Source organism: Mycolicibacterium sp. MU0053 (assembly GCF_963378095.1).
Classification (GTDB): domain Bacteria; phylum Actinomycetota; class Actinomycetes; order Mycobacteriales; family Mycobacteriaceae; genus Mycobacterium; species Mycobacterium burgundiense.
On the sequence record NZ_OY726397.1, the window covers coordinates 5,162,108 to 5,186,282 of the forward strand.

At 67.7% G+C, this 24,175-nt stretch carries 24 protein-coding genes; 16 read left to right on the plus strand and 8 right to left on the minus strand.

Annotated features, from left to right (window positions below; genetic code table 11):
• Nucleotides 1-38 precede the first annotated feature (38 nt).
• The 5 genes from RCP80_RS24525 to RCP80_RS24545 all read left to right on the plus strand — a co-directional run bounded on the left by RCP80_RS24525 (nucleotide 39) and on the right by RCP80_RS24545 (nucleotide 5,408).
• The gene (locus tag RCP80_RS24525) at nucleotides 39-1,100 is read left to right on the plus strand and encodes a ferredoxin--NADP reductase (RefSeq protein ID WP_308480164.1); all 1,062 of its coding nucleotides are present in this window, start codon (nucleotides 39-41) and stop codon (nucleotides 1,098-1,100) included.
• Between the two features lie 70 nt (nucleotides 1,101-1,170).
• Complete coding sequence (locus tag RCP80_RS24530) at nucleotides 1,171-2,352, plus strand: acyl-CoA dehydrogenase family protein (protein ID WP_308480165.1); 1,182 nt, start codon at nucleotides 1,171-1,173, stop codon at nucleotides 2,350-2,352.
• A gap of 10 nt (nucleotides 2,353-2,362) precedes the next feature.
• Nucleotides 2,363-3,271, plus strand: coding sequence for a biphenyl-2,3-diol 1,2-dioxygenase (bphC, locus tag RCP80_RS24535; RefSeq protein ID WP_308480166.1), 909 nt, complete (start codon nucleotides 2,363-2,365; stop codon nucleotides 3,269-3,271).
• A 308-nt stretch (nucleotides 3,272-3,579) separates the two neighbouring features.
• Nucleotides 3,580-4,464: an IclR family transcriptional regulator gene (locus RCP80_RS24540; RefSeq protein ID WP_308480167.1), complete on the plus strand. Its 885-nt coding sequence runs from the start codon at nucleotides 3,580-3,582 to the stop codon at nucleotides 4,462-4,464.
• Nucleotides 4,461-5,408 carry a LipP1 family hormone-sensitive lipase gene (locus RCP80_RS24545; protein ID WP_308480168.1) on the plus strand — a complete coding sequence of 316 codons (948 nt, stop codon included), beginning with the start codon at nucleotides 4,461-4,463 and terminating at the stop codon, nucleotides 5,406-5,408. The genes RCP80_RS24540 and RCP80_RS24545 overlap by 4 nt, the downstream gene beginning before the upstream one ends.
• On the opposite strand, the gene RCP80_RS24550 is transcribed toward RCP80_RS24545, so the two are convergent.
• The gene (locus tag RCP80_RS24550) at nucleotides 5,398-6,645 is read right to left on the minus strand and encodes an NADH:flavin oxidoreductase (protein ID WP_308480169.1); all 1,248 of its coding nucleotides are present in this window, start codon (nucleotides 6,643-6,645) and stop codon (nucleotides 5,398-5,400) included. The two genes, RCP80_RS24545 and RCP80_RS24550, sit on opposite strands and share 11 nt — an antisense overlap.
• Nucleotides 6,646-6,745: 100 nt before the next feature.
• Between RCP80_RS24550 and RCP80_RS24555 the strand changes: the two genes are divergently transcribed.
• The gene (locus RCP80_RS24555; protein WP_308480170.1) at nucleotides 6,746-7,102 is read left to right on the plus strand and encodes a hypothetical protein; all 357 of its coding nucleotides are present in this window, start codon (nucleotides 6,746-6,748) and stop codon (nucleotides 7,100-7,102) included.
• Nucleotides 7,095-7,727, plus strand: coding sequence for a Dabb family protein (locus RCP80_RS24560; RefSeq protein WP_308480171.1), 633 nt, complete (start codon nucleotides 7,095-7,097; stop codon nucleotides 7,725-7,727). The genes RCP80_RS24555 and RCP80_RS24560 overlap by 8 nt, the downstream gene beginning before the upstream one ends.
• Nucleotides 7,728-7,750: 23 nt before the next feature.
• Here the strand turns inward: RCP80_RS24560 and RCP80_RS24565 are convergent, their stop codons facing one another.
• Both RCP80_RS24565 and RCP80_RS24570 read right to left on the minus strand, forming a co-directional pair.
• Entirely contained in the window at nucleotides 7,751-8,638 is an 888-nt protein-coding gene (locus tag RCP80_RS24565; protein ID WP_308480172.1) for an SDR family NAD(P)-dependent oxidoreductase, read from the minus strand.
• Nucleotides 8,635-10,557, minus strand: coding sequence for an NAD(P)-binding domain-containing protein (locus RCP80_RS24570; protein ID WP_308480173.1), 1,923 nt, complete (start codon nucleotides 10,555-10,557; stop codon nucleotides 8,635-8,637). The genes RCP80_RS24565 and RCP80_RS24570 overlap by 4 nt, the downstream gene beginning before the upstream one ends.
• Before the next feature lie 117 nt (nucleotides 10,558-10,674).
• Between RCP80_RS24570 and RCP80_RS24575 the strand changes: the two genes are divergently transcribed.
• From RCP80_RS24575 to RCP80_RS24595, 5 genes are all read left to right on the plus strand, one after another.
• A complete protein-coding gene (locus tag RCP80_RS24575; RefSeq protein WP_308480174.1) occupies nucleotides 10,675-12,237 on the plus strand; it encodes an acyl-CoA synthetase in 1,563 nt (520 codons plus the stop codon).
• Nucleotides 12,238-12,344: 107 nt separating this feature from the next.
• Nucleotides 12,345-12,824: a nuclear transport factor 2 family protein gene (locus RCP80_RS24580; protein ID WP_308480175.1), complete on the plus strand. Its 480-nt coding sequence runs from the start codon at nucleotides 12,345-12,347 to the stop codon at nucleotides 12,822-12,824.
• Nucleotides 12,821-13,696: an SDR family NAD(P)-dependent oxidoreductase gene (locus RCP80_RS24585; RefSeq protein WP_308480176.1), complete on the plus strand. Its 876-nt coding sequence runs from the start codon at nucleotides 12,821-12,823 to the stop codon at nucleotides 13,694-13,696. Before RCP80_RS24580 ends, RCP80_RS24585 begins: the two co-directional genes overlap by 4 nt.
• Nucleotides 13,697-13,706: 10 nt before the next feature.
• Nucleotides 13,707-14,663, plus strand: coding sequence for an alpha/beta hydrolase (locus tag RCP80_RS24590; protein ID WP_308480177.1), 957 nt, complete (start codon nucleotides 13,707-13,709; stop codon nucleotides 14,661-14,663).
• 140 nt (nucleotides 14,664-14,803) lie between these two features.
• Complete coding sequence (locus tag RCP80_RS24595) at nucleotides 14,804-15,880, plus strand: hypothetical protein (protein ID WP_308483008.1); 1,077 nt, start codon at nucleotides 14,804-14,806, stop codon at nucleotides 15,878-15,880.
• Nucleotides 15,881-15,925: 45 nt separating this feature from the next.
• On the opposite strand, the gene RCP80_RS24600 is transcribed toward RCP80_RS24595, so the two are convergent.
• The 4 genes from RCP80_RS24600 to RCP80_RS24615 form a co-directional block, all read right to left on the minus strand.
• The gene (locus tag RCP80_RS24600) at nucleotides 15,926-16,570 is read right to left on the minus strand and encodes an RES family NAD+ phosphorylase (protein WP_308480178.1); all 645 of its coding nucleotides are present in this window, start codon (nucleotides 16,568-16,570) and stop codon (nucleotides 15,926-15,928) included.
• Nucleotides 16,567-17,151 carry a hypothetical protein gene (locus tag RCP80_RS24605; protein WP_308480179.1) on the minus strand — a complete coding sequence of 195 codons (585 nt, stop codon included), beginning with the start codon at nucleotides 17,149-17,151 and terminating at the stop codon, nucleotides 16,567-16,569. The genes RCP80_RS24600 and RCP80_RS24605 overlap by 4 nt, the downstream gene beginning before the upstream one ends.
• A gap of 181 nt (nucleotides 17,152-17,332) precedes the next feature.
• Nucleotides 17,333-17,632, minus strand: coding sequence for a hypothetical protein (locus tag RCP80_RS24610; protein WP_308480180.1), 300 nt, complete (start codon nucleotides 17,630-17,632; stop codon nucleotides 17,333-17,335).
• A complete protein-coding gene (locus tag RCP80_RS24615; protein WP_308480181.1) occupies nucleotides 17,629-18,786 on the minus strand; it encodes a 3-ketosteroid-9-alpha-monooxygenase, oxygenase component in 1,158 nt (385 codons plus the stop codon). The genes RCP80_RS24610 and RCP80_RS24615 overlap by 4 nt, the downstream gene beginning before the upstream one ends.
• Before the next feature lie 137 nt (nucleotides 18,787-18,923).
• Here RCP80_RS24615 and RCP80_RS24620 point away from each other — a divergent pair, with 137 nt between their 5' ends.
• Nucleotides 18,924-20,603 (plus strand): 3-ketosteroid-delta-1-dehydrogenase, encoded by a 1,680-nt coding sequence (locus RCP80_RS24620; RefSeq protein ID WP_308480182.1) that lies wholly within the window; start codon nucleotides 18,924-18,926, stop codon nucleotides 20,601-20,603.
• 12 nt (nucleotides 20,604-20,615) lie between these two features.
• Here RCP80_RS24620 and RCP80_RS24625 read toward each other — a convergent pair whose 3' ends face one another.
• A complete protein-coding gene (locus tag RCP80_RS24625) occupies nucleotides 20,616-21,302 on the minus strand; it encodes a PadR family transcriptional regulator (RefSeq protein WP_308480183.1) in 687 nt (228 codons plus the stop codon).
• 137 nt (nucleotides 21,303-21,439) lie between these two features.
• On the opposite strand from RCP80_RS24625, the gene RCP80_RS24630 reads away from it, so the two are divergent.
• The 3 genes from RCP80_RS24630 to RCP80_RS24640 are packed head-to-tail and all read left to right on the plus strand — an operon-like array spanning nucleotide 21,440 to nucleotide 24,175.
• Nucleotides 21,440-23,023, plus strand: a complete 1,584-nt coding sequence (locus tag RCP80_RS24630; protein WP_308480184.1) for an FAD-binding protein — start codon at nucleotides 21,440-21,442, stop codon at nucleotides 23,021-23,023.
• Nucleotides 23,020-23,631 (plus strand): PaaI family thioesterase, encoded by a 612-nt coding sequence (locus tag RCP80_RS24635; protein WP_308480185.1) that lies wholly within the window; start codon nucleotides 23,020-23,022, stop codon nucleotides 23,629-23,631. Before RCP80_RS24630 ends, RCP80_RS24635 begins: the two co-directional genes overlap by 4 nt.
• A 31-nt stretch (nucleotides 23,632-23,662) precedes the next feature.
• Nucleotides 23,663-24,175, plus strand: a complete 513-nt coding sequence (locus RCP80_RS24640; RefSeq protein ID WP_308480186.1) for an Rv2253/PknI dimerization domain-containing protein — start codon at nucleotides 23,663-23,665, stop codon at nucleotides 24,173-24,175.

Sequence of the window (24,175 nt, forward strand, 5' to 3'; positions counted from 1 at the left end):
GACTTCCGGGCCGCGCCGCTCGAACCAGAATGCACGCCATGACCGACGCCGAATCCAGCGACCGGCCCGCGGCCTCTTCGCGCGGCGTACCGCTGACCGTGACCGCCGTGATCGACGAAAGCCACGACGCCAAGTCGCTGGTGTTCACGATCCCCGACGAGCACCGCGCCCGGTTCGATTACCGCCCGGGACAGTTCCTGACGCTGCGCATTCCCAGCACGCAGACCGGTTCGGTGGCCCGCTGCTACTCGCTTGCCAGTTCCCCGCACACCGACGCCGCCCCCAAGGTCACCATCAAACGCACCGACGCCGGCTACGGATCGAACTGGCTGTGCGACAACGCTGCTGTCGGTGCCACCATCGAAGCGCTGCCGCCCGCGGGCCTTTTCACACCCGATGATCTCGACGCGGACTTTCTGCTGTGGGCGGCCGGCAGCGGTGTCACGCCGGTGATGTCGATTCTCAAGTCGGTGCTCACCGGCGGCGACGGTCGGGTGGTGCTGTGTTACGCCAACCGCGACGAACGCTCGGTCATTTTCGCCGCGGAACTGCGGGAGCTGGCGGCCCGCCATGCCGGTCGGCTGACCGTCCTGCACTGGCTCGAGTCGATCCAGGGTTTACCGACCCGCGCGCAGCTGAGCGGTTTCGCCCGCATGTTCACCGGATACCAGTCGTTCATCTGCGGACCGGGACCGTTCATGGCGGTGGTGCAGGAGGCGCTGACCGAGGCGGGCACACCGCGGGAGAACATCCACCTCGAGGTCTTCCAGTCGCTGACCGGCGACCCCTTCGTCGACGGTCCCGTCGAGGACCTCCCCGACGACGGTGCGGCCGCGGAAGTGGCGGTAACCCTCGACGGAACGGTGCACAACCTGCGCTGGCCGAAGGGACGCAACCTGGTCGACGTCATGCTCGCGGCCGGTCTCGAGGCCCCGTACTCGTGCCGGGAAGGCAACTGCGGATCGTGTGCGGCCACCCTCGTCGAAGGCGAGGTCGACCGGGGTGATGCCGACATTCTCGAGGCCGAGGACATCGCCGACGGGCTGTTCCTGGCGTGCCAGGCGTGCCCGCTGTCGGACCGGGTGCTGGTGGAATTCTGACCAGGGGATCCGGTCCGCTCAACGGGATGGGACTAGCGGACCGGGGCCCTGCCCAGCCACTATCTTCAGCATGACGAAACGGGTGATCGACAGCCTCGCCGAACGCGCCGACCAGTTCCGCGAACAGGCCGAGGAAGCCGAAAAGATCGGCCAGCTGACCGACGACACGGTCAAGACCATGAAGCAGATCGGCAACATCCGACTGCTGCAGCCCAAAGCACATGGCGGCCTCGAGGTTCACCCGCGGGAGTTCGCCGAGACGGTGATGGCCACGGCCGCGCTGGATCCGTCCGCGGGGTGGATCAACGGCGTCGTCGGCGTGCACCCGTACCAGCTGGCCTACGCCGACCCGCGGGTGGCCGCCGAGATCTGGGCCGACGACGTCGACACCTGGGTGGCGTCGCCCTACGCCCCCCAGGGCGTGGCCGTACCCACCGACGGCGGCTACATCTTCACCGGTCGCTGGCAGTTCAGCTCGGGCACCGATCACTGCGACTGGATCATCCTGGGCGCCATGGTCGGCGACGCCGACGGCAAACCGCTGATGCCGCCGCAGATGCTGCACATGATCCTGCCCCGCAAGGATTACCAGATTGTCGAGGACTCCTGGAATGTCGTGGGTCTGCGCGGCACCGGCTCCAAGGACGTCATCGTCGACGGCGCCTTCGTCCCCGACTACCGGACCATGGACGGCATGAAGGTGATGGACGGAACCGCGCAGCGCGAGGCCGGGATGACCGAGCCGCTCTACCTGATGCCGTGGTCCACGATGTTCCCGCTGGGGATCTCGTCGGCCACCATCGGGATCGCCGAGGGCGCGCTGGCCGCGGCCCTCGACTATCAACGCCGGCGCGTCAACTCCAGCGGCGTGGCGATCAAGGACGACCCCTACGTCATGTACGCCATCGGTGAGGCTGCCGCCGACATCAACGCCGCCCGCCAGGAACTGCTGGCCAACGCCGACCGCATCTACGACCTGGTGGCCGCCGGCAAGGAGGTGTCCTTCGAGGACCGCGCCGCCGGCCGGCGCACCCAGATCCGGGCGGTGTGGCGAGCCGTGTCGGCCGTCGACGAGATATTCGCCCGCTGTGGCGGCAACGCCGCACGGATGGACCAACCGCTGCAACGCTATTGGCGCGACGTCCACGTCGGCCAGGCGCACGCCATTCACGCTCCCGGCAGCACCTACCACGCGTCGGCGCTGAGTTCGATCGGAGTGGACCCGCAGGGACCGCTGCGGGCGATGATCTAGGGAGTTGGTCATGAGTCTGATCAGAAGCCTCGGCTACGTCACCGTGCAAGCCACTGACATGGTGCGGTGGCGCCAATTCGCCTTCGATGTCTTGGGTTTCGCGCAAGGCAGCGGGCCCGATACCGACGCGCTCTACCTGCGGATGGACGAACGTGCTGCCCGCATCATCGTGCGACCCGGCGACGTCGACAAGATCGTCACCGTCGGCTGGGAGGTACGCGACCAGGCCGCGCTCGAAGAGGTCAAGCGGGCCCTGGCTGCTGCCGGCACCGAATACGAGGAGCTCTCGCAAACCGAGGCCGACGCCCGCCGGGTCGAGGAGGTCATCGGTTTCCTCGATCCGGCCGGCACCGCGCTGGAGGTGTTCCACGGCGCCGTCCTGGACCACAGCCCCGTCGTCACACCGTTCGGCGCGAAGTTCGTGACCGGCGATCAGGGCCTGGGCCATGTCGTGCTGCCGGCGACGGACGTCAACGGGATGTTCGATTTTTACACCCGTGTTCTGGGTTTCCGGTCCCGCGGCGCGTTCCGCGTCCCCGCGCCGCCGGAGTTCGGTCCCATCCGCGTGCGCTTCCTCGGAATCAACGAACGCCACCACAGCCTGGCGATCTGCCCGGCTGCCACCGTGCGCGATCCCGGCCTGGTGCACATGATGGTGGAGGTCGACTCGCTCGACGCCGTTGGGCAGGCCCTGGACCGGGTCGCCAAGGACGGCTTCCAACTGTCCTCGACCCTGGGCCGCCACACCAACGACAAAATGGTGTCGTTCTACGTCCGCGCACCCGGCGACTGGGACATCGAGTTCGGCACCGAGGGCATGCGGGTGGACGAAAGTTACTACACCGCTGAGGAAATCACCGCCGACAGCTACTGGGGTCACCAGTGGGTGGACGATCTGCCGGCGGCGATGCGCCCGTGAGCGTCTGACCTCGTCCCGGTACCGGCCGACGAGATTGCGGTGACGGCGCCGAGATTCACCTCACGGCGCCGAGATTGAGCTAAGGGCGGCTGGATCGCCCGTTTCCCACCCGGGGCGCAATGTCAACGCCCGGGATGCATTCTCAGGATTACCGTCGCGCCCGCGGCGCCGCCCGTGTTCTCCGTGCCTGCTCGGCGCCCGTGCCGTTGCCCCATTCCGCCATCTGTGTGACAGCGCGCACACAGTGTGGTAGATATATGCGGATTAGGCATATGCCTATTAGTAGTGTGCGGAGCCACGGAGGACACATGACCGCGAGCATCGAAGCCCCAGCCCCAGTCGAGAAGAACGCCCGGCCGGAAACCCCGAGCGCCGTCATCGACCGGGTGTCCCTGGTCCTCGACGCATTCGACGGCCCGGGGCGTCTGACCTTGGCGCAGATCGTGCGTCGCACCGGGCTGCCCCGGTCCTCGGCGCACCGGATGCTTGAGCGCCTGGTGCAGCTGCGCTGGCTGCGGCGCAGCGGCCGGGACTACGAACTCGGCATGCGGCTGGTCGAGCTCGGTTCGCTCGCCGTGCACCAGGACCGGCTGCACAAGGCCGCGATCCCCCGGCTGCATGAACTGCACGCGGCCACCGGGCTGGTGGTGCACTTGGCAGTCCTCGAAGGCACCGACGTGGTGTACATGGAAAAGATCGGCAACCGGATGGCCGCGGCCATCCCCACCCGAGTGGGCGGCCGCCAGCTGGCGCACTGTACGGCCGTCGGCAAGGCGATGCTGGCCTTCGCCGACGAGGACGACGTCGACGTCTTGGATGCCGCCCTGGTGCCGCGCCTGACCAAGTACTCCGTCGCCACCCACGCCCAACTGCGCACCGAGTTGCTGAAGGTCCGCTCCCACGGCATCGCCTTCGACCGTGAGGAATCGCTGCCCGGTTTCGGGTGCGTGGCCGCCGCCATCGGCGAGCCGGGCGAGGCCGTGGCCGCGGTGTCGGTGTGCGGTCCGATGAGCCAGATGATGTTCGATCAGCGCCTGGTGGCCCCGGTTCGGATGGCCGCGATGGGCATCTGGCGAGCCGTGGAGGGCGGGCCCGTGCGGGTGACGCCCACGCTGCAGCAGATGCGCCCGTTGCGCGTCGGCCCAGGCGCACGCCCCGCAATCCAGCACGCCGCCACCCGCAAGCTCGCATGAGTCTCGATCCGCAGATCGCCGAGATCATCGAAACGCTGGACGCCGGGTTCCCGCCGGTGCACACGATGACCGGAGTGCAGGCCCGCGCCGCAATCCGATCCCGGTTCGTCCCCGCCGCCGATCCCGAACCCGTCGCCGCCGTCGAAGACAGCACGGTGCCGGGCGCGGAGGGACCCATCACCGTCCGTGTCTACCGGCCCCGCGTCGCGCTCGAGAGGCCGGTCCCGACACTGGTTTTCGCGCACGGCGGCGGCTGGGTCTTCTGCGACCTCGACAGCCACGACGGATTGTGCCGCGCCTTCGCCAACGGGATGGCGGCGGTGGTCGTCTCGGTGCACTATCGCCGCGCCTCGGAAGAGGGCCGGTGGCCAGCGGCCGCCGAGGACGTCTATGCCGTCACGTCCTGGGTCGCCGAGCACATCGGCGACTACGGCGGCGACCCGTCGACGGTGTTGGTCGGCGGCGACAGCGCCGGGGGCAACCTGGCGGCCGTCACCGCGTTGATGGCCCGTGACCGAGGCGGCCCCGCACTGGCCGGTCAACTACTGCTGTATCCCGTCATCGCAGCCGATTTCGACACCGAGTCCTACCGCCTGTTCGGCGAGGGCTTCTACAACCCGCGCCCGGCACTGCAGTGGTACTGGGACCAGTACGTGCCGACCATCGCCGATCGGACGCATCCCTACGCGTCGCCGCTGCACGCCGCGGATCTCTCGGGTTTGCCGCCCGCCGTCACGGTGGTGGCCGGTCACGACCCGCTGCGCGACGAAGGCCTTGCCTATGCGGAGGCGCTGCGCAAGGCCGGGGTACCCACGACTGCGCACTACTTCGAGGGCGGCGTGCACGGTTTCATGACCATGCCCGCTTTCGACATCTGCCGGCAAGCGCGGGCCCAGGCGTGCGCCGCCATGACTGCAATCCTGGACCGGCCCGTCACAAGGTAGCGGAATGCGATGCGGGAGCCGTATTCTCGGTCGCCACCGGCGTCGTGGCGCCGTAACGCTGGGTGGGGTCCAGCACACAGTGGGTGCGCCCAAAGACCGTGACCATGCATTTGTTGTTGTGATTGCACCGGCTGCGTACGCTACCGTCGGCGATCATCTGATTGACCAGATCCGGTTCGCGCAGCAGGGCCCGGCCCATGGCCATGAAGTCGAATCCCTCCCGCATGCCGGTCTCCAGGTGATCCCGATTGGTGATACCACCGAGCAGGATGAGTTTGGTGTGACGCAGCACCGGCACGAACTGCCGCGCCGCCGGCAGCATGTAGAGATCTTCGTAGGGATAGCTGCCCATCGCCCACTTGCCGGCCAACCGCACCCCCGGACGCATGGCCTTGGGCATCACCTTCGCGAACTCCCGCACCGGCACGTCACCGCGGAACAGGTACATCGGCTTGAAAACCGAGGAACCCTGGGTCAATTCGATGGCATCCAAGGTGGCGTCCGCGTCCAACAGCTGCGCCGTGCGCAGTGCCTCGTCGATCCAGATGCTGCCGGGCAGGCCGTCATCCATGTCCAGCTTGGCGATCACCGCGATCCGATCGCCGACGACAGCACGGACCCGGCGCGCAATCTCCCGCACGAACCGGGACCGGTTGTCGATATTGCCGCCGTACTCGTCTTTGCGACGGTTGATCAACGGGCTCAGAAATGAGCTCGGGAGGTACAGGTGCCCGAAATGCAGTTCCACCGCGTCGAAGCCGGCGTCAACCGCGACCTGGGCGGCAGCCCCGAATTGGTCGATCACGGCCAGGATCTCGTCGCGCCGGATCTCCCGGCAGTAGGCGAACGAGGTGGGGTTGACGAAGCGGCTCGGTGCGACCGCCGTTACCCCCGTCAGGCTCTTCGGGGCCACCACACCGGCGTGGCCGAGCTGCGCCGAGATCATCGCGCCCTCGTCGTGCACCGCGTCGGTGAGTCTGCGCAGACCGGGCAACGCCTTGGTGTCCATGACGAGTTGCCCAGGCGCGCTGGCCCCTTCCGGGGACACACAGCAGTAGGCGACCGTGGTCATCCCGACCCCGCCGGCCGCGAACGTGCGATGAAAATCGATCAGGTCGTCGGTGACCAGTCCGTGCGGCGATCGCCCCTCGGAGGTGGCGGCTTTGATGATCCGGTTACGCAACGCCACGGGCCCGAGTTGAGCGGGGGTGAACGGGTCCGGGCTGACGTCGGTCATCCGGCAACAGTTCACCGTGTGGTGGGGCACGTCAACGGCGGTGTCCCGATGGTCGGGAGTGCGGCGGCGCCGCGGGTGTCACGCCGCCTAACCTCGATCCATGGCAGGCGGTGAGGTCTTCGTCATCGACCGGGTGCTGACCAAACCCGGTCGGGCCCGTCAGTTTGTCGACCGCTACCTGGCCGAGTACGTGCCCGGGGCCAAGGACCGCGGGATGACGTTGCTGAATGTGTTGGTCAGCCCGCCGATCTGGTTCGAGGATCAGTCGAACACGGTCACCGTCACGTGGTCCCTGCCCAGCCCACTGGCCTGGTGGCAGATGACGTGGCAGGCACGCCCAGATCCCAGCCTCGGCCAATGGTGGTCGGCCATCGATGAATTGGTGATCGAACGGTCCCGATCGGTCGCCGCGGCGGCTGCCGACGTCGACGCGCTCGGTGAACCGTCCGATGTTTAGCGTCACCCGACTCCTGGACGTGGCGGCCGCGGATTGCGACCGGGTGCTCACGGCCGTGCGCGCCGCCGCGGGCGACAGCGGGGCGCTGCGGTGGGTCGTGGAACAGACAGACCCTGGGTCGCGCAATGGCGGCGACATACTGACGCATCTGCGCTTCGCCGACGAATCGCACTGGCGGGCCGCCGAATCCGCCATCGCTCAGGCGTTGACCGATCCCGCGATCACCCGAGTCAACGGGGTGTCGTACACCGGGGAGCCGAACTGCAGCGGCACACCGGGCACGGTGTACCGGGCGCTGCTGCTGCGCGTGCAGCCGGGCACCTCGGACCAGACCGTTCGGCGCTTCGAATCCGAGTTGCGGTCGATGCCCCGGTACGTCGACACCATCCGGGCATGGCAACTCAGCCGGGTGATCGAGCCGCTGGGCGCATCACCCTGGACCCACGTTTTCGAGCAGGAGTTCAGTGATGTCGCGGGCCTGATGGGCCCGTACCTGATGCACCCGATCCACTGGGCCGCCGTGGACAGATGGTTCGACCCGGAGACGACCGACGTGATCATCCGAGATCGGGTATGCCACAGCTTCTGTCGGATGGCCAGCCCGGTGCTCCACCCGTCGTCGTAGCCGCGTCCGGGAATCTCAGCCGGTCACAGACCGGCCGGCAGGATGTTCGGGTTCGCTGCCACCGGGGGCTCCAGCGGTGGCAACAGCGCGGCGCCGTCGAGGCTGTGCACCGGCAGTTGCTGCGACCACGGGTAGTGCAGACTGAACGCCACCAGGCCGGTGCGCTCGGCGGCCGGGCGGTGGCACATCGCCAGCACCGTCTCGGCCAGGTACTCCACCGGTTCGGTGGGAAAGGTGTCCGGGATCAGGCTGGCGGCCCCCGGGGTGCGGATCGCGCTGGACGGGCCGACCACGTTCACCGCGATGTTGGAGTCCAGGAGTTCGGCCGCCACCCCCTGGGTGAACCGGTGCAGGGCCGCCTTCATCGACGCGTAGACGACATCCCCGGAGGATTTGTTGTACTCCCGGTAGGGCCGCGCCGGGGCCAGGCCGGTGACCGAGCCAATGTTCACGATCCAGCCTGCACCCTGGCTTTGCATGTGCGGAATCGCCTGCTGGGTCAGGATGAACGGGGTGCGCACATAGTGCTCGACGGTGCGCTCGAAGGTCTCGATTGCCATGTTCTCGATCACCGAGTAGTCGGCGTAGCCGGCATTGTTGACGAGAATGTCGAGGCGGCCGGTCCGCGCGACGACCCGATCGATCAGCCCCGCCCGCTGCTCGGCGTCCTCGAGGTCGGCCGCGAGTCCGAAGGCCGTACCGCCGGCGGCTTCGATCAGTTCGATGGTCTCGGCGATGGTGCCCGGCAGCGCCGTGGCCTGTCCCGCGCGTACCGACATCGACGCCTCGTACGAGCGGGCCGTGACCGCCACCGTGGCCCCTTCGGCGGCCAGGCGCTGGGCCACCGCCCGCCCGATACCGCGGCTGCTGCCCGTGACCAATGCGGTTTTCCCGCTGAGTAATCCGCTCACTGGAGGCTGAGGTCCTCTTCGATCGGGGTGCGGTGGCTTTGCCATACTTCGATCAACCGGAACGGGAATGCGGTGACGATGCGACCGCCGCCGGACCGGTAGTAGGTGTGCGCGGTCGGGGTGTGGCACCACACGGTGTTGGCCATCGTGTCGTCGATGTGGCGGACGTAGTCCTCGAAGGCCTCGGGCTTGACCTCGATGGTCGCCGCGTTGCGCTGCGCCATCAACTGCAGGCATTCCAGCACGTAATGGACCATGACCTCGACGCCGAAGTTGTGTCCGGCGCCGTGGCCCGGACTGTAGTTCGGTGCCGAGGAGATGAACAGGTTCGGGAATCCCGGGACCAGGCCGCCGCGATAGGAACTCGGGCTGTCGCCCCAGAATTCGCTGAGCCGCAGCCCGTCTCGGCCGCGGATGTCGAGGGTGGCTAGGAAGTCCAGGTGGTAGCCGGTGGCGTAGACGATGACGTCCAGGTCCAGCTGTCGGCCGTCCTGGGTGACGATGCCGCGCTCGTTGACCCGGGCCGGTTCGCTGGCCTCGACCTCGACGTGCGGCCTGGTCAAGGCCGCGTAATAGCCGCCGGGGTCACGGATGATGCGCTTGCCGTAGGGGGCGAAGTCGGGGGTGACCTTGCGTCCCAGTTCGGAGTCCGCCCCGAAGACCCGATCGATGTAGTCCAGGCACATCTGCAGCAGCACGTCGTTGGCCGGCGAGATCGACAGGTGCTCGGCGGCCCACTCCGGGTCCCGCACGATGACCGGGTAGTTGTTGTCGGCGGTACCCCAGAACGACTTGAGCCGAGTCCAGTTGGCGTAGAACGGAATATGGGAGTTGAGCCAGCGGCGGTGGTCGGGGACCTCGTCGGTCAGCCGGCGACGGGGTGCCACCCAGTGCGGTTGACGCTGAAACACCGTCAGGTGCTCGACCTCGTCGACGCAGGCGTCGACGATCTGCACGGACGTGCAGCCGGCCCCGATGATGGCCACCTTCTTACCGCGCAGATCCAGGTCGGTGTCCCATTCGGCGGAGTGCACGCTCACACCCGCGAAGCTGTCGCGGCCCGGCAGGTCCGGCCACCTGGGACGGTTGAGGTAACCGACCGCGGGAATGACGACGTTCGCGTAGCTGACGTCGCGGGTGCCGGCGGCGTCGACCGCATGCACCTGCCACTGCTTGCGCTCCTCGTCCCACCACAGTGCCTCGACCTCGGTGCCGAACCGGGTCTGCGCGCGCAGGTTGTTCTTGTCGGCGACGGTCTGCAGATACTTCTGGTACTCGTCGCCTTGTGGGTAGTAGCTGGACCAGGCGCCGTTGATGTCGCGCGACAGCGAGTAGTAGGCCGAGGGGGTGTCCACGCCGATCCCGGGATAGCGGGTGGTGTACCAGGTGCCGCCCACCTCGGGGTTGCGATCGATGATCTCGTAGTCGATGCCGGCGGCCGCACATTCCAGCGCCGCCGCCATCCCGGAGATACCGGCTCCGATGATGAGGACCCTGAAGTCGGTGGGCAGGTCGGCGTCGCGCGCAAGCACCGGCTGCGACGGATGGAATCCGCCCTGCTCCAGCAGCAGTCCCACGTACTCTTGGCCGACCTCGGAACCCAGGGCCACCGGCGCGATGCGGGCGAACAGACCGGCGTCGTCGAACGGCAGGGCGCCGTCGGGACGTGGCCGGTCCAACGCCTCGGCCACCGCTTCGACCAGGGTCTCGAGGGTCTCGGGGTCGGTGACGCCCACCTGTTCGGGCGGGTTGGGCTCGAACGAGATCTGGTCCGCGAACCGGTCCACCACGGCGGCGTCCCCGGTCAGTTGCGCCAGCACCGCGACCAGCACCCCTGCGTCGGCCAGGCGCAGGTTGGCGCGCAGTTCGTCGGAATCCAGCCCCGTGCCGTTCGTCGACACAGTCGCATCGGTCGTCATCGAACCTCCTCGCTCGCCGTCGAGTATGTGGTGCCCAACGCTCGCGCGGTGGGCCCATTCCGACTCAGCGGGATGCTGCTTGATCGACGGCGGACAGCCGCGCCTACAGTCCCAGGCATGACTGACCTGGACGCCCTGCTCGCTTCGACGCGCAGTCACGCCCTCGGCGACATCCCCCGCCGCTCCGCCCGCAAACAGCCCGACAAGGTCGCGATCATCGACGGCGAGGTGTCGTTGACCTTCGCCGAGTTCGAACATCTGGTTGACCGCGCCGCGGCGGCGCTGCGCGACAACGGCTTTGCACCTGGTGACCGGGTGGCTCTGCTGGCCCACAATTGCTGGCAGTACGCGGTACTGGCGTTCGCGACCGCCCGGGCCGCAGTCGTCCTGGTACCCATCAACTTCATGCTCACCGCCGAGGAGATCGCATTCATCCTCGGACACAGCAAGGCCACCGGCTTCCTTGTCGAAGCCGAGTTGGTGTCCACCGCCGAGCAGGCGATGCAATTGGCCGGCACGGTGAGCACCAAGGCCGCGCTCGTCCCGCCGGGTCAGGCGCTGCCGACGGGCTGGGACGACTTCGCGCACTGGCTACAGACCAGCTCCCCCGCGCCGAGCCCGGCGGTCGCCGATGACCAAGTGATCCGGTTGATGTACACCAGTGGCACCGAGTCACAGCCCAAGGGCGCCATGCACTCCAGCCGCAGCCTGATGGGCAACTACATCAGCACGATCATCGCCGGGTCCATGGCCAACACCGACATCGAGGTGCACTCGCTGCCGCTGTACCACTGCGCGCAACTCGACAACTTCCTGATCACCGACATCTACCTCGGCGCGACCAGCATCATCGTGGCGCGTCCGGACCCCGAGTTGGTGCTGCGGACCATCGAAAAGTACGGCGTCACCAACTATTTCGCTCCGCCGACGGTGTGGATCTCGCTGCTGCGCTCACCGGTCTTCGACGAGGTGGATCTGTCCAGCCTCCGCAAGGGGTATTACGGCGCCTCGGCGATGCCCGTCGAAATCCTGGCCGAGATGCGCGACCGCCTGCCCGACCTGCGACTGTGGAACTTCTACGGCCAGACCGAGATGGCGCCGCTGGCCTCGGTGCTGGGACCCGACGAACAGGACTCCCACCCCGGCGCGGCGGGACGGCCGGCGATCAACGTGGAGACCGCGATCCTCGACGACGACGATGTCGAGGTCGGCCCCGGCGTGGTCGGCGAGATCGCCCATCGCAGTCCCCATTTGATGCTCGGCTACCTGGACGACGCGGCCAAGACGACCGAGGCGTTTCGCGGCGGCTGGTTCCATTCCGGTGACCTCGGCTATTACGACGAGTTCGGCCTGTTGCACGTGGTGGACCGCAAGAAGGACATGATCAAGACGGGCGGGGAGAACGTCGCCAGCCGCGAGGTCGAGGAGGTGCTCTACCGACACCCCGGCGTCGAGGAGGTCGCGGTGTTCGGCCTGCCGGATCCGGTGTGGGTGGAGGCGGTGGTCGCGACGGTGGTGGCCCGCCAAGGCGTGGAGGTCACCGAGGACGAGCTGGTGGCGCACTGCCGAGCGCACCTGGCAGGGTTCAAGACCCCGAAGCAGGTGTTCTTCGTCGACGCGTTGCCCAAAAACCCCAGCGGCAAGCTGCTCAAGCGCGTGCTGCGGGCGCGTTTCGAGTGATTTCGGTGCGCACAGAGGCGCCCAGCGCACCCGGGCGCACCGAAATCGGTCCCACTGACCGGTCAACGCGGTGTCGCGGTAATCATGGTGCGGGTTGACTCGTCATCATGACCAGCGAGATCACACTGTCGGAAGTCCAGGAGTTCATCGCCCGTTTCTGGTACCACTACGACCAGGGCCAATTCGATGTGCTCGCCACCTTCATCGCCGACGACATGGAGTACCTGAGTCGCTCCGATTCCGGTAACTGCCCATTTGAGGAACTACTGGCCGCCGAGGTGCACGGCGGCTCCGAGACGCTGGCATGGCTGAGCAAGCACCGTGACGAGAACCCCTACCCGCTGCGGCATCACGCCACCAACATCTTCCGCACCGGAACCAATGGTGACGCCACCAAGGTCCGCTTCTACCTCTACGTCAACCAGGTCACCAACAACGTGCCGTTCGACGTGTCCTCGGGGGTGGTAGACGTCGACATCCGGCGTACCGACCGCGGGTTGGTCTTCTCGTCGATGACGGTGATCCTCGACGCCGAGGACTCGATCCCGTTCGCCGAGTATCGGGCGAAGACGGCCGCGAACGCGTGAGTCGGGCTCGCGAAACTTTTGGCGGCGGTGTCGCCGTCATCACCGGCGCCGGCGCCGGTATCGGGGCGGGCCTGGCCCGTCACGCACATCGGCTCGGAATGACAGTGGTGCTGGCCGACGTCGACGCTCCGGCCATCGCCGCGCTACGCGAGGAGTTGGTCGCCGACGGCGGCACGGCCGTCGACATCGTCTGCGATGTGCGGGACGCCGACGCGATGGTCGACGTGGCCGAGCGCGTCTACCGCGACAGCGGCCCGGTGCGCCTGCTGGTGAACAACGCCGGTATCGAGCAGTTCGGCTACCTATGGGACACCCCGGTGGCCAATTGGAACCGGGTGATGGACATCAACGTCAGCGGCGTGTTTCACGGCGTGCGGGCGTTCTTGCCGAGGATGATCGCCGAGGCGTCACCGGCCTGGGTGTGGAACCTGTCCTCGATCGGCGGTGTCGCGGCGGTCCCGCTGCAAGCGCCCTACATCATCAGCAAGCACGCGGTGCTCGCCCTGACCGAATGTTTGCGACTGGAAGTGCAATTGGCCGGCCACGACCACATCCAGGTCCAGGCGGTGTTGCCCGGAGCGGTCAAGTCCAACATCTTCGAGGCCGCCGGTGGCGTCGAGGCCGACCGGGCGGGCACCGATGTCGATGCCGCCGAATCCCAACGCGAAGCCATGCTCGACATCAAGGCCGCCGCCATGGATCCCGTCGAGGCCGCCGAGGTGGTCTTCGAGCAGTCGGCGCAGGGCGACTTCTACCTGCTGACGCAACCGGACTACGTCAGCTCCGCGATGGCCGAGCGGGCGCAGGTGCTTACCACTCGGGTGCCGCCGCAGCTGCGGACCAAGCGCCGCTTCGACCCGGACAAGCACTGAGGCCAGGGCGATGAACGGAGTCCACCGGCCAGCTCTCGACCCGGACGCCGCGGCCCGCATCGCGGGCTTCGGCCCACCGGTGCCCATGCGGGAGCGGGGCCTCGAGGCGGTGCGCGCGGCCGTCGAATCCACGCCTGCCCCAGCGGATCTGACCGCGATGGCCGACATCGATGACACCGCGGTAGCGGGCCCCGGCGGGCCCATCCCGGTGCGCATCTACCGGCCCGTCGACGCACCCGATCCCGCGCCGGTGCTGGTGCATCTGCACGGCGGTGGCCTGGTGATGGGTTCGCTGAACTCCTTCGGACCGTTGGCGCGGGCACTGGCGGCGGCCAGCGGAGCCGTAGTGGTGTCGGTGGGATACCGACTGGCACCGGAGAACCCGGCCCCGGCCCAGTTCGACGACGCCTGGGCCGTCACCAATTGGGTTGCCGCCAAGGCGGACTCCCGGGGCTGGGACGCGTCCAGGATGGTGCTGGCCGGCGACAGCGCCGGGGGTGCCCTCGCTGCGGCCGTTGCGCTGGCGGCGCGCGCCGACGACGGCCCCGCCATCTTCGCCCAGGTGCTGATCTACCCCGGCCTGGACCGCGACATGGCGGCGCCGTCGATCCTCGCCCAGCCCGACGCGCCGATGCTGAGCCACGACGACATCGTCTACATGCACGAGCTGGCCGACCGGGGCGCGGGAACACCCCACGACATCCGGCGGGTGCCCGCCTACGCCACCGACCTGCGGGGGTTGCCGCAGGCCATCGTGGTGACCGCCGAACTGGATCCGATCTCGGATTGGGGCGAGCGCTACGCCGCGCGGCTCCGCGACGCCGGCGTGCAGACGACGATCACCCGCTACCCGGGCATCTACCACGGCTTCCTGATGCGGTCGGAGTCCACGGCCCGGGGCAGACTCGCGCTGGCGGAGATCGGGGCGCTGCTGCGCGCGAAGTTCGCCAATCCGCTGCCGTTCTAGGTGTTTCTCCCGCTGGGCGCGGGTGCGGCCAACCTCCCGATGATCGGACACCTCGGGTTCCGGCGCGGGCGCCACCGCACACAATCGATGCAGACCTAGCGTGCATCCACGCCCGAACTTCACCAGAAGGAGTCCCTGTGATGCTCACAGAACAGCGGCGAATGGAGCTGTCCGACATCTTGCGCCCGGCCGCGCCGCCCCGCGAGATCGACAACGTCTACACCGATGACCAACGCGAGCGCCTCCTCGATGTGGTGCGCAAGGACGGACCGTGGCGGCTGATCATCGCTCAGCACTTCGCCTCCGCTGAGGAGCTGATGGCCACCATGAGTGGCGCCTTCCCCGAGGGCTTCGAACCCAGCCTGGACCTGTTCCTCACCCCCACGTTCCGCGGCCATCTGGCCAATCACGGCACGTTGCTCTACCCCGAACTGCACGACTGCTTCTACAACGCGAAGTTTCTCGACGCGGCCAAGTCGTATTGGAACGCCAAGTACGCCAAGCCGCAGATGATGCTGTTCAACATCAACGGCCCGTGCGCCAACCGCGATCCGGGACACCTGGATTCACCCAGCTTCCGCGGTGTGCGTTACGAGAACGCGCCGACCTGGCTGGTCAGCGTCATGGGCAAATCTGGCCTGTTCGCCGACTACCTGATCAAGATGGCCCAGGTGATCACCTGGTTTTCCCACGACGCGGGCAGCGGCTTCACCTACTGGCCGGAGGGACCGTTGAAGGCACCCCAGCGCATTCAACCGCCGGTCTATAACCGTGGCGTGGTGGTTCAAAACGAGATGCTGGTGCACCGGGGCGAGGCCAACGGGCCGTTGGATCAACAGGTTCCGTCCGGCCTGGCCTTCGACACCGTCTTCGCCGGCGATCCGCAGTCTCGTGACCATTGGGTGCTCAAGAACGACGACGACGTCATCGCGCGGCATCACACCGACGAGTTGCGCTTCCTGGTGCACTGGTCGGCGGAGGTCTTCGAGGACTACGACGAACTGAAGAAGAACATGGACCACTCCGACGATCTGACCATTGACAAGGCGATCGACATGATGGTGGACGACCTGGCCAAGAAGGGCGTCGCCATCGACATCCCGAGCGCCCCGCTGCACGACCCCGCGTTCATCGGCGCACTCAACGCCGCCTACGACTTGGGCGGGCCCGCAACCTATCCCGAGGAAGCCCCACTGAGCGCGTTCCAGCTCGCCTGATCCGACGAATGGTTCCGCTCCGGTGGAGCACTCAAGTTCTGCCGGTCAGATCATGAGGTAGCCGAGCCGGCGTGCGCTGTCAGCGATGCGCAGCGTCAGGCCTGGGTGGCTGAGTGGGAGGGAAAGGGCGGGTCGCGGGGGCATTGCGGAGGTAGCGGCATTGAACAACGCGATGCACGGTTGGCCGGCGAATCGGCTGTTGTACCGCAGGCCGTCCAGGTCCGGGAATGCTTGAGTGATGGTGCGGGCCCAGCGTTGCGTGATGGAGTGGGGGCCCGTGGACAGTGCGAATGTGCCGCCGGCACGGGTAGGCCAGGCACCGCTGCTGTCGGTGGCCAAGTCGAGCAGCCGGAGTTCCCGGGTGAACCGCAGTCCGGTGAGATAGGGGGCACCGCGGAAGCGGTCGACGGTGCGGTGGGTTTGGAAGGCTTCCGCCAACGCTGGGGTGGGCCCGGAGGCGCCGTACCAGACGCCGACGCCGTCGTGGTGGCGGGGCGGCGAGGGGTGCGGGTCGAATCGCAAGTGCGGGCCGTGTTCACGGAAAGCGTTCCAGGCCAGCACGTGATCGCCAACGGTGCGGTGGACACGCCACCACAGCTCCTCCCGCGCGACGCGGTAACACTCCTCGTCTCGGATGCCGATGGTGCGAAGCTCTGCTGCGGGCGGCGGCCCGGGCAGGCGTGTGGTCACACCGTGTACCAGTCGGCGCCGGCCGCCACCGCGGCAGCCTGGTCCACGTCGCCGCCGTCGCGCAGCCACTCCAACACGGTGACAGGACGATCGAGGAACAAATCCGGCTGAGGGGTACGCAAGAATCCAGCTACCGCGATCGGGTGCAGATCGGCAGGTAGCGCGCGGAGTACTCGGTCAAGGCCGCGGATGTGCCGGGTTGGGCCGCCGTTCTCACCGATTTCGAACTGCAGCAATGGAAACACCCAACTCTGCCCGTCTGGGATGGCCCACAGTTCGCCGGCGAGACGCTTCTGTCGCACCCGGGAGTCGCTGATCCCCAGCCCGTTGGCGACTTCATCGGCGGCGAATGCGGTGACGGCAATGCGCGCGGCTTGACCGGCGATCTCGGTGCCGGCAGCTACGAACGCGTCGCGGTCTTCTGGGAAGTTCGCACTGTCGAGCAGACGCGCTTCATCCTCGGTGAGCGCGGTTGCCCATGGCCGCGCCACCGGCAGGACCTTCAGCGCAGCGACGAACTCAGCCGGGGTCACCTCGAAACGTTCACGGAGCAACCGCTCCAGCTCCGTCGATACAGCCATCAGCCCTCCCTAACGCAGACTAACGACATGCTACGTCCGTTAATGGCGGCTGTCCATTGCAGCGGCGCTGGCACGATGCCGACCGAAAAGAGGTGAGTTACCAGCTAAACGGTCCGTCCGCACGGTTACGGCTGCGCCCAATTAGCACCGTCGGCTGCGCAACCAGGCCGGAAGCGTCTGCTTACCGCGGTCCGTCGAGGACCGGAAGCGCGCCGTCGCGAGCCGCGGTCTCGATCGAGGCCCGCAACCGCGCACACGCCATGAACAGGCCCGGCCGCAACACGGCACCGCCTGCCAGGGACGGCGTAGCCGGTTCCTCGACCTGTCGACGCTCGATGCACCGCTCCAGCGAATTGCGGTTCCACTGCACGCTGGTCTGCTCCCAACTGCTCTTGCGGGCCAGCACGCGCGCCCCACACGACCCGCAGGAGACCGGCATCATCGGTGCATCGTTGAGCCGGTTGTCGGGCCGCACGGTCATGTCGTCAGACCCACCAGCCGCGGCAGGCGATTGGCGGCCAGGTTCTCCTCGACTTCCTTCAGCCAGGCCTCGCGGGGACGGGTGGTGTCGATCTCGAACTCGAAGCGGTCCACCATGTCCGGAGCGACGTCGGCGACATCGACGTAGAACTGCTCGTACCACCGGCGCAACTGGTAGACGGGGCCGTCCTCTTCACACAGCAGCGGGTTGTCGATCCGGGCCTTGCGCCGCCAGATCGCCACGTCCTGCTCGAAGCCCATCTTGACGAAATCGCCCAGTGCAGTTGCCATCTCGATCGCCACGTCCTCGGGGACCGTTTCCGACTTCTCGACGGTGATCCCGTACTGCAGCACGAATGAGTTCTCGTCGATCGGATAGTGGCAGTTGAGCAGGACGGTGCGTTGATCGCTGTGCTCGTAGTGGTAGGTGAGATCGTCGATCATGAACGACGGCCCATAGTAGGAGGCCACCGACGTGGTGCCGAGGATCTTGGCGCCCTCACCCGAGCCGAGATCCGGTCGGGCCTCGCTCTTGTAGTACTGCGTGGCGACGTGACCCTCGAAGATGTTCTTGAAGCCCGTCGGCAGGCCGCCGTGAATGTAGAAGAAGTGCGCCATATCGACCACGTTGTCGATGATTTCGCGGCAGTTGGTATCGACGATCGTGGTGTACCAGTGCCAGTCGGTCCAGGAATCGGTGCCCACGCCCTCGATCCTCGGGATGGCCACCTCGGCGGGCGGGGCCTTCTTTTCCGGGTCGTTCCAGACGAAGAGCATGCCGTCCTGCTCCATCGTGGGCCAGGTCGCGGTGCGGGCGAGCTTCGGCACCCGTCGGCTGTAGGGCACCTTCTTGCAGCGGCCGTCCCCGCCCCAGCGCCAGTCGTGGAACGGGCAGGCGATCTCGTTGCCCTTCACTTCGCCGTCGGACAGGTCACCGCCCATGTGCCTGCAGTAGGCGTCCAGGACGTTGATGGCGCCGTCCGCGCCCCGGAAGACCACCAACTTGGTGCCGAATGCGCTGATGGAGTGCGGCTTTCCGTCGCCCAGATCACGCGTCAGACCCAGGCAGTGCCAGCCCCGGGCGAAGCGGGCCGGTGCGGCCTGAGCCTCGATCTGTCGAACCTCGGCGACGCCGTCAGGCTGCAACCATGTCATTGTCGGCCATCCTCGCTGTGTATTGCTGGCAGGGAACAGACCCGTTGTAGCACCGGGGCGGTCCGCTGACTGGGTGGCGTTCCACTGACCGGACGGGGCCCCGGCCGATTTCGGTGATCGGGGGTGACAATCGCCCGGTGACCGAACCACAGCACCACACCGTCGATCTCCTCGTCATCGGCTCCGGCACCGGAATGGCCGCCGCGCTGGCCGCGCACGAGCTGGGGCTTTCGACGCTGATCGTGGAGAAGACGTCTTACGTGGGCGGGTCGACGGCCCGTTCCGGGGGCGCCTTCTGGATGCCGGCCAATCCGGTGCTGGCCGAGTCGGGTTCGGCCGACACGCTCGAGGCGGGACACACCTACATCGACACCGTGGTGGGCGACGATGCCCCGCTGGACCGTGCGCACGCATTCGTCGACGCTGGGACGGCCACCGTGCAGATGCTGCGCCGCAATACCCGCATGAAATTCCTTTGGGCCAAGGGTTACTCGGACTACCATCCGGAGTCCGCCGGCGGCAGCGCCGTGGGCCGTACCTGCGAGTGCCGGCCCTTCAACACCGCGGTGCTGGGTCCCGAGTTGGCCCGGTTGCGGCCCGGTGTCATGAAGTCCTCGTTCCCGATGCCGGTCACCGGCGCCGACTACCGCTGGCTCAACCTGATGGCCAAGGTGCCGAGCAAGTCCTGGCCTCGCATCCTGTTGCGCGCCTTCCAGGGCATCGGCGGCCTGGCCTTGCGACGGCGTTATGCCGCCGGTGGTCAGGCGTTGGCGGCGGGCATGTTTGACGGGGTGCTGCGCGCCGGCATCCCTGTGTGGACGGACTCACCGGTGGAGGAGTTGGTCCTCGACGGCGGCCGCGTGACCGGGGCCGTCGTGCAACGCGACGGCACCGCGGTCACCATCACCGCCCGCCGCGGCGTGGTGCTGGCCACCGGCGGGTTCGATCACCTGATGAGTTGGCGACACAAGTTCCAGTCCGAACGACTCGGCGAGCACGCCAGCCTGGGCTCCGAGGGCAATACCGGCGACGGCATCCGGCTGGCCCAGGACACCTGTGGCGCGGGCACCGGTCTGATGGAACAGGCCTGGTGGTTTCCCGCGTTCGCCCCGCTGCCCGGCGGCGAACCGACGGTCATGCTCGCCGAGCGCTCCCTGCCGGGCTGTCTGCTGGTGGACCAGACCGGCAGGCGCTTCGTCAACGAGGCCGTCGACTACATGTCCTTCGGACAGCTGATCCTCGAACGGGAGCGGGCGGGCAATCCGGTCGAGACCATGTGGATGGTGTTCGATCAGAAGTACCGCAACAGCTATCTGCTTGCCGCGGAGCTGTTTCCGCGCATGCCGATCCCGCAGGAATGGTATGACGCCGGGATCGCGCACCGCAGCGCGGACCTGCCGACGCTGGCGGAGGCCATGGGCGTGGATCCGTCGACTTTCGTCGCCACGATGGAGCGCTTCAATGCACTGGCCGGCGCAGGCGTGGACACCGACTTCGGCCGCGGCGCCAGCGCCTACGACCGGTACTACGGCGATCCGACCGTCACCCCCAATCCCAACCTGCGTCCCCTGGCGTCCGGTCCCTTCCACGCCGTCAAGGTGGTCCTGAGCGACCTGGGCACCTGCGGCGGCCTGCGCGCCGACACCCGGGCCCGGGTGCTGCGGGAGGACGGGTCGGTGGTCGAGGGGCTGTACGCGATCGGCAACACCGCCGCGAATGTCTTCGGGATGCGCTATCCGGGCGCGGGCGCCACCATTGGGCAGGGACTGGTGTTCGGGTACCTCGCGGCGCGGGACGCCGCGGGCCAACCGAGCTGAGTACGACGGGTCTCAGCCCGGCGCGGCCGAGCCGTCCGCGTCGTCCTCGGCGACCATTCGCCGCTCTACCTCGTACCAGTACTCCCGCACCGGGAACTGGACCTCCTGCTGAGCGGATTCGCCGAAGGTCTCCTCGACGGCATCGAGATCCTTGATCATCTGCAGCGCCCGTTCATGTTCGGACGCGTAATACTGCTCGGACCACCGCAACGCCAACCGGGCGTACGCCCAGGCGGGCTGATCGGCCGTCCACCGGACCTCCCTGGCGACGGACTGGTACATCTGCTCGGCATAGTCGGCATGGGCGGTCAGAATTTCCCTGAGGCGACCCGGTTCGGCCAGGTGGCCGAGCATCACCCGCAGCACCGGATTGTGCTTGAGCGCAGGAGGTTCGACGGGTTCGTCATTGGCCCAGCGGGTGACGGCGGCCAAGCCTTCCGGGGTGATCTTGTACATCCGCCGATTCCGGACACCGTCGTCGACCCGGGAACTCACCATTCCATGCCGCTCGAGCCGTTTGAGCTCGGAATAGATCTGGCTGTAGGCCGGGCTCGAATAGAAGTACCGGATGGCCCAGTTGATCCACTTCTTGATGTCATACCCGGACAGCTCATCCCCGCTCGAGAGCAGGCCCAGCAACGCCCAACCGGTGGGCGACACGTTCACCCCACCAGGTCCGCTGTCGGCCGGTTCCGTCACCGACCAAGGCTAACAACCGTCACGCTACGGGCGGACCTCAGCTGCCGCTGACCGGGACGGGACGTTGCGCAATCGCTGTCGCGGCCGACAGAGTGGTCCGCAGGTCAGCCAGCCAGCGCTGCGGCGAGAGGAAATCCATGCCCGAGGAGGCCGTCGGCCCACAGATCCCCGCCGCGGCGAACTTCGATGCCGTCTTCGATGTGGTCGTCGTCGGCTCCGGCGGCGGCATCGCCGGCGCCTACACGGCGGCGCGGGAAGAGCTGTCGGTCCTGCTGGTGGAAGCCACCGAGCAGTTCGGTGGCACCACCGCCTACTCCGGCGGCGGTGGCATGTGGTTCCCGTGCAATCCCGCGCTGGCACGCGCCGGCAGCGACGACACCATCGATGCCGCCCTGACGTATTTCCGAGCGGTTGTCGGCGACCGCACCCCGGCCGACCTCCAGGAGGCCTACGTCCGCGGCGGCGCCGGATTCATCGAGTACCTGGAAGAAGACCCCGGCTTCGAATTCATGGCGTTGCCCTGGCCGGACTACTACGGTTCGGCGCCGGGCGCTCGCAACGACGGCCTGCGGCACACCATTGCGGTACCGCTGCCCGACCGCGACCTCGGGCAATACGCCGGATCGGTGCGCGGCCCGCTCGATACCGAGCGACTCGGCGCGCCCGCACCCGACCTCCTGATCGGTGGCCGGGCCCTGGTGGGCCGCTTTCTGGCGGCCCTCGACAAGCTGCCGAACGCCTCCTGCTGGCGCGAGGCCCCCCTGACCGAGCTGATCGTCGACGACGGCCGGGTGACCGGAGCGGTGATCGAACGCGACGGCACGCCCATGCGGGTGCGGGCCCGGCGCGGCGTGCTGCTGGCCGCCGGCGGCTTCGAGCAGAACGCGGCGATGCGCGCCGAATACGGCGTGCCGGGCAGCGCCACCGACACCATGGGCGGGCCGGGCAACACCGGGGCCGCCCACCGCGCGGCGATCGCGGTCGGCGCCGACACCGACCTGATGGACCAGGCCTGGTGGTCGCCGGGGATGACCCACCCCGACGGCAGGTCGGCCTTCGCGCTGTGGTTCACCGGCGGCATCTTCGTCAACCAGGATGGGCGCCGATTCGTCAACGAATCGGCCCCCTACGACCGGATCGGCCGAGAGGTGATCCGCCAACTCGACAGCGGCGCGACCACGCTGCCGTTCTGGATGGTCTACGACGACCGCGCCGGGGCCATTCCGCCGGTGGGCGCCACCAACGTCAGCATGGTGGCGGCCGAGGAGTACCGCGCGGCGGGGCTGTGGCACAGCGCGGACACCCTCGAGGAACTCGCCGCGATGATCGGCGTCCCGGCCGGCAACCTCACCGCCACCGTCGCACGCTTCAACGAACTGGCGGCCCTCGGCGTCGACAGCGACTTCGGCCGCGGCGACGAACCCTACGATCGCTCCTTCACCGACGGCGCCAGCCCGCTGGTTCCCATCGACACAGCGCCCTATCACGCTGCCGCCTTCGGGCTTTCGGATCTGGGCACCAAGGGTGGGCTGCGGACCGACGTGCACGGCCGGGTGTTGGCCCGCGACGGCGCGCCGGTGCCCGGTCTCTACGCGGCCGGTAACACCATGGCGGCCGTCAGCGGAACCACCTATCCCGGCGGCGGCAACCCGATCGGTGCCTCGATGTTGTTCAGCCACTTCGCGGCCCTCGACATGGCCGGCGCGGAGGTCCACCGTTGAACCGGCCCAGCACGCCCGACGAGATCCAACGCAGCGAGGCCGTTTACAGCCCGTTGACCGAGTCGTTGCGGCGACTCATCGACGTCACGATCCGCAGCGATGCCGGCGAGGCCGACGTGCGCCGGGCGCACGCGCTGATCGAAGAAGCCACCGACCTTTTGAGTGTCCAGCTGGACCCGGATCCCTTCCGGGTGCGCACTACGCCCGAAGGCCGGCCGTTGACCTGGGGCAACGTCGCGTTCGGCCTGCGTAACGCCGTTGCCCCTCCCTTACGGGTCCAACGCGACGGGACCGGCAGGGCAACAGCGGATCTCGTGCTCGGCGCCGCGTATGAAGGTCCCGCCGGTCAGGTGCACGGTGGCGTGTGTGCGTTGATCCTCGACCATGTGCTCAGTGCCACCGCCCACCGCCGGGACGCACCGGCCGTCACCGGCACGCTGACGCTGCGCTATGTGGCCCCCACCCCGCTGGGCCCGGTCCGTGCCGAATCCTGGACCGACCGGGAGGAACGCGGGAAAACCTTTGCCGTGGGCCAACTCCTGAATGCCGACGGTGCCGTCACCGTACAGGCCGAGGGAATCTTCATCCGACCGAAGGCAAAGTCATGAGCGTGCCGCAGCTAGTCCGAGGAGCCGTCAAATGTTGCGTATTCCAGCAGTTCTGACCGCGGTAGCCGCCGCTGCCTTGGCCGGGGTGGCGACCAGTGCCGTGGCCGCAGCGGACAACCCGGACTGGGGGATCAACGGCACCTACACCGCCACCTCTAACGGGGAGTGGGCGCGCAAGAACGAGGTCTTCTACGATCAGGACAGTCTGCGCAGCACCTGGACCGTCAACACCCAGTGCAGCTATCCGGGCGAGTGCACCGGCACCGTGCACAGCGAGTGGGGCTGGTCCGCGCCGATCTATCAGAAGAGCGGCGTCTGGTATGTCAAACACACGATCGATGACTGGATACCCTGCCCGGATGGCAGCACCGCCCCGGGTTTTCAGACGTTCCGGTTCAAGGCGATGACGCCCGAGGGCGCCAACGCGGACATCACGTCGACGACGCTGGTGGGCGAGGACATCACCACCGGCCCAAGCGGTGCCTGCGGAGTGAACAAAGCCGTGTACATCAACATGCCGTTCAAACTCACCAAGGTCGGTTGA